The organism is Methanospirillum sp. (genome assembly GCF_035406105.1).
In the GTDB taxonomy this organism is placed as follows: Archaea; Halobacteriota; Methanomicrobia; order Methanomicrobiales; family Methanospirillaceae; genus Methanospirillum.
In genome coordinates this window covers 1-5,197 of record NZ_DAONKG010000177.1, presented here as the reverse complement: position 1 = coordinate 5,197, position 5,197 = coordinate 1, and the positions used below count along the sequence as shown (strand labels likewise).

5 protein-coding genes are annotated in these 5,197 nt (G+C 43.7%); 4 read left to right on the top strand and 1 reads right to left on the bottom strand.

Annotated elements, in window-relative coordinates; translation table 11 throughout:
* Positions 1-404: 404 nt before the first annotated feature.
* Positions 405-977 carry a rubrerythrin gene (gene rbr, locus PLA23_RS10255; RefSeq protein ID WP_324475119.1) on the top strand — a complete coding sequence of 191 codons (573 nt, stop codon included), beginning with the start codon at positions 405-407 and terminating at the stop codon, positions 975-977.
* Positions 978-1,120: 143 nt separating this feature from the next.
* Here the strand turns inward: rbr and PLA23_RS10250 are convergent, their stop codons facing one another.
* A complete protein-coding gene (locus tag PLA23_RS10250) occupies positions 1,121-1,684 on the bottom strand; it encodes a YqhA family protein (protein ID WP_324475118.1) in 564 nt (187 codons plus the stop codon).
* Positions 1,685-1,944: 260 nt separating this feature from the next.
* On the opposite strand from PLA23_RS10250, the gene PLA23_RS10245 reads away from it, so the two are divergent.
* The 3 genes from PLA23_RS10245 (at position 1,945) to htpX (ending at position 4,903) form a co-directional block, all read left to right on the top strand.
* Positions 1,945-3,372 carry a response regulator gene (locus PLA23_RS10245; protein ID WP_324475117.1) on the top strand — a complete coding sequence of 476 codons (1,428 nt, stop codon included), beginning with the start codon at positions 1,945-1,947 and terminating at the stop codon, positions 3,370-3,372.
* 95 nt (positions 3,373-3,467) lie between these two features.
* Positions 3,468-3,935 carry a TIGR00725 family protein gene (locus tag PLA23_RS10240; protein ID WP_324475116.1) on the top strand — a complete coding sequence of 156 codons (468 nt, stop codon included), beginning with the start codon at positions 3,468-3,470 and terminating at the stop codon, positions 3,933-3,935.
* Between the two features lie 89 nt (positions 3,936-4,024).
* Complete coding sequence (gene htpX, locus PLA23_RS10235) at positions 4,025-4,903, top strand: zinc metalloprotease HtpX (RefSeq protein WP_324331439.1); 879 nt, start codon at positions 4,025-4,027, stop codon at positions 4,901-4,903.
* Positions 4,904-5,197 lie beyond the last annotated feature (294 nt).

The window sequence follows — 5,197 nt, the reverse complement described above, 5'->3', positions numbered from 1 at the left end:
CGGAAACATATGATAAGCTTTTGAGTGCAGTCGAATTTATCGAGGAATGCTGCAAAGACCCGGATTTGAAAGAACGGTTTAAAAAAATTGTCCTGAAAAAATGCTGAAATTTTCATCAACTCTCATATTGGTGGTTTTACATATTTATGAAAGGAATAAGTGATCTTTTTTGGAACGGTAAGAATAAACGGTTTTTCACTTTGAACCTCATACTCATACATACCTGTCCAGAATGCACTCATTAATTTGGAGAGTACAATGAAAAAGGGGGCGATAGTAAAGAAGAATATATTTGCTGCCATATAATCAGGATTATATATCACTATCTGTTATCTATTTATTGGTTCAGAGCAGACCATTATCTTACGACATAACGAATAACGTTATGATACAGGCTGATCGCTATGGAATTAAAAGGAAGTCAGACTGAAAAAAACCTCCTTGCTGCATTTGCAGGAGAATCACAGGCCCGGATGCGATATAATTATTTTGCAAGTGTTGCAAAAAAGGAGGGGTACGAGCAGATATCTGCAATTTTTACCGAAACTGCTGACAATGAGAAGGAGCATGCAAAATTATTCTTTAAATTACTTCCCGGTGGAGATGCAGAGATCACAGCATCGTACCCTGCAGGGATGATACGAACAACTCCTGAAAACCTGAAGGCTGCAGCTGATGGCGAAAAGCATGAATGGGGAGCCCTCTACCCTGGATTTGCAGAAACTGCGGAAAAAGAAGGTTTTCCAGAAATCGCAGAAACATTTCGTCATATTGCAAAAGTTGAAGTGTCCCATGAAGAACGGTTTAGAAAACTTCTTGCGGCGGTTGAGAAAAAGACCGTATTTACCCGTCCTACACCTGTCAGATGGAAGTGCAGGAATTGTGGATATGTCCATGAGGCATCCAGTGCACCATCGCCATGCCCGGTTTGTGCACATGCACAGGCATACTTTGAACTCTGGTGCGATAATTATTAACACCTTTTTTCGTATTCAGCTAATTTTTAAGAGTATTTTATAAGGCAATGAACTGGACCTGAAAAGATATCAGATTCCCAATCAGTCATCAGTTCTTGTCTGCTGTGTTATCCAAAAAAGAGGCATGAAATATCAATCCTTTTTTAATGCTCTTTTGTCAGGAAGTATGACCCGATGCACAGGGCCAGAATTGCAAGAGCCAGAAGAAGGGCATCACTGACCGAAATCATCTTCATGGTGATGACATTCTTAAAGAAGGCGACCATCAGGATAATGATGATTACCTTGATGATTTTGCTTTTTAGTTCATCAAGAGAGGTGATCTGGAGAAGCGGATGCTCAACATCATCACAGGGACTGCGTGCAACATCAATTTTTGAAATGATCAGTTCATACAGGCCAAAGCTAAAGATGAGGAAGAAGACAGCGATAAGATAGAGATCCAGTGCCCCGATAAAACCTTTTAAAATCTCCTCATTTTCAAGGCTTGCATATTCTGTTGCTACACCAATAGAGGTGAGCAGTATCTGTTTGACAGGATGTATGATCTCCAGGGTGCCCATGACAAAGAGGGCTACTGATGCTATGGCACAAAATACAACTGCAAGAAATGAGACATATCTGAATTTCCAGAGCCAATACTCAATAGGATTGAGAATTTTACACTCCATCGTCTCTTTATCTGGTGAGATGATCCGTTTGATCATATGATCTTCCTCCATAAAGAGGAATAATGGGGCAATAAGTATTTGCCCGCCAGGCATGAGCTGGAGAGATTAGATGCCTGAAAAAACAATGAATGCAACCAGGTAAACATCATGATTGCTTGAATGTTCATCTTTACGGGCATACATATTCATAAATACCATAAAAGAATAAACATCTTCCAATTACATATAATCCGTGTATGTGTATTCCACAGAGGGGATAGTGGGATCACTCATTCGGGTAGCCTGAACGTGAGGGGGTGATATATCTGATCTCAGTTTTATATGTTGATGATGAGGAGGATCTTTGTATCACTTTCTCCCTATTTCTTACCCGGAAGGGATTTTCCGTATCAACCTGTTGCTCAGCACAGGAGGCTTTGGATTATTTATCACGAAACTCCTGTGATGTTATCGTCTCTGACTATGTCATGCCTGGAATGGATGGCATCGATCTGCTTACAGAGGTACGAGAAAAATTTGGGGATATTCCGTTTATTCTTTTTACCGGAAAGGGGGATGAGGATGTCGTTATCCGTGCTATTGCAGCGAAGGCTGATTACTATGTCAGGAAAGGAAATGACCCGGAAGTTGTCTTTTCAGATCTTGCCTTTACCATAGAAAAGGTTGTAGAACGGCATAAAACCAAAAAAGAACTCATTCAAAGCGAAGAAAAATACCGGTTTCTGGTAACTCATGCGCTGGAACCGATTCTTATTGTGGATCTACAGGGAACTCTTCTGTTTGCAAATAATGCTGCGGCACGGATGATGGAAACAGAAGATGGAACATATAAACCTGGAACGAATGTTATGGAATTTATCGCTCCTAAATCACGTGAAGACGTCACCCATGATTTTATTGAAGTGTCGCAAGGCAATGACTCTTATACTGCCGAATATGATGCCATAACTGGCAGCGGCAGACCGGTTACCGTAGAAAGTATCGGCAAGCTGATACAATATGATGGAAAGCAAGCAATATTGCTCTCACTTCGTGATATTACTGACCGGAAGCAGATAGAAAAATCACTCCGGCAAGCGTCACGGCAGATTAACCTGATGAATAGTATAACAAGACATGATATCCTGAATAAGGTGACCATTATCCTCGGTGCTCTTGAGATTGCAGAGATGGAATGTCATGATCCAAATATCTCCCACTTTTTAAAAACTCTTAAAGCCGCGACAACAGATATTCAAAAACAGATTGAATTCACCCGGCTGTATCAGGATCTGGGAATTCAGAAACCATTATGGCAGAATCTTAGCTCAGTCATTCGGCGTCTTCAGATTCCTGAAGGGATAACCCTGGATGTAAATCTTGAAAATATATCCATATTTGCTGATCCGATGCTGGAAAAGGTATTTCACAATCTTCTGGACAATTCCATCCGGCATGGTGGAATGGTTACCTGGATACAGGTATCAGGACAGAAAAATCCGGATGGGTTAATAATCTCCTGGCAGGATGATGGCATTGGTGTGCCTGATGATGAAAAAGGAAAAATATTCACACGCGGACATGGAAAACACACCGGTTTAGGACTCTTTCTTGTCAGGGAGATTCTCGCCTTGACCGGGATTTCTATCCATGAAACTGGATTACCTGGAAATGGAGCCAGATTTGATATCTGTATTCCAAACGGGATTTATACTGATGCTGATCAGGCTGGTGTTACAGCATGACTGGTCGGTTCGTTTCCTACAAAAATAGACGAAAGATGCATAAATCTCAAAACCCTGATTGATATCAGTTTTTTTGTAATGCTAGACAATTATTTATGAAATCATCACGTGAATCATCATCAGAACCGAAAAGACAGATTGCCGTCATTGGAGGTTCCATTGCCGAAGAGCAGGATCTGGTCTGTGCAGAACGTGTTGGTGTTCTCCTTGCACACCATGGAGCGGTTCTTCTCTCCGGCGGACGGGGAGGTGTTATGGAGGCCTCATGCCGGGGAGCGTATACAGCCGGGGGGATTGTTGCAGGTATCGTCCCCGGGTCAGAAGGGAATGCCTACCTGACCGTCATAATCAAAACCCGGATGGATCATGCACGAAATGTCATTCTTGTCGGTTCAGCTGATGCGGTTATTGCGATCGGTGGGGAATATGGTACGCTTTCAGAGATAGCCTTTGCGTTAAAGATGGGCATTCCTGTTTACGGGATAAAGAGCTGGAATATTCCGGGGATCGTGATGTGTGAAGGTCCTGATGACGCAGTACACCGGGCGATATACAATTCGTGAATAAAGCATTTCTCCTCCTGTTGAAGCATTTATTTTCGTTTGGATGGTATAACTCTATATCCTCGAAGATAAAAGTACCTTAGACCGATATGAAGTGGAAACGTGATGCAGGCCTGACAGGAAGGATTCTCCTGACATGGGCACTGCTTTTACTCGTGTATCTGGTGTTCATGGGTATTCTCATAGCCCTTGGTCTGCCATCAGGGTTTATCATTCTGATCGCAGTCGTCATGGGTCTTATCCAGTATTTCTTCTCCGACAAACTGGTGCTCATGTCCACCGGTTCAAAGATTGTTGAATATGATGAAGCGCCGGAACTCCACCGCATGATCGAGAAGTTATGCATGGAGGCAGAACTTCCAAAACCACGGATTGCAGTCATGCACTCGCCGATGCCAAATGCATTCGCCACCGGAAGAAGTCCGAATCATGCAGTTGTCGCTGTGACGGATTCAATCATGCAGACGTTGAACCGTGACGAGCTGGAAGCGGTCCTTGCTCATGAGCTCTCCCATGTGAAAAACCGGGATATCCTTACCATGACGGTTGCCAGCTTTGTTGCCATGATTGCGTCTATGATCATGAACAACTTCCTGTTTGCCTCAATATTTAGTAACCGGGAACAGGGAGGAGCATGGATTATTGCCGGTATCGTCGCAGCAGTGGTCTGGGTTATTGCAACCCTGCTCATGATGGCTCTCTCCCGGTACCGGGAATTTGCAGCCGACCGGGGAGCTGCATATATCACTACAAATCCGGATGCCCTGATATCAGCCCTTCTGAAGATCAGCGGGAGAATGGATCGTCTGCCCCCGGAAGCTAAGGTAGCTGCTGAAGGAGCAAATGCATTCTATATTATCCCCGCTCTGTCTGGCAAAACTCTTGCAGGGCTCTTCTCAACACACCCGCCACTGGAAAAGCGGATTGAAAACCTTGAGAAAGTCAGGGCAGAAATTCGCGGATATTAACCCTCATTTTTTTCCATCAACTTTTACCTCCCTGTACACCTCTCTTTTAAATATTGTACAGTTCCTGCCTATGCTTCAATTCCCCGAAGCGGTGGCAACAGACCCTGATAATCATTAACCTCTTCACCATGGAGCGGAAGGAAAAGTAGGAGGTATCTGAAGAACTTCTTTAGGGTTATGCTGGCGTTGCGGTCTGCCCTGGTGTCCCTGGGTGCATCTCTCGACACGCCACGAGATATTTCAGCTGGTGAGGTCATTGTCATGGACGCTATTCCTGACCCGGTTATCGTGAAA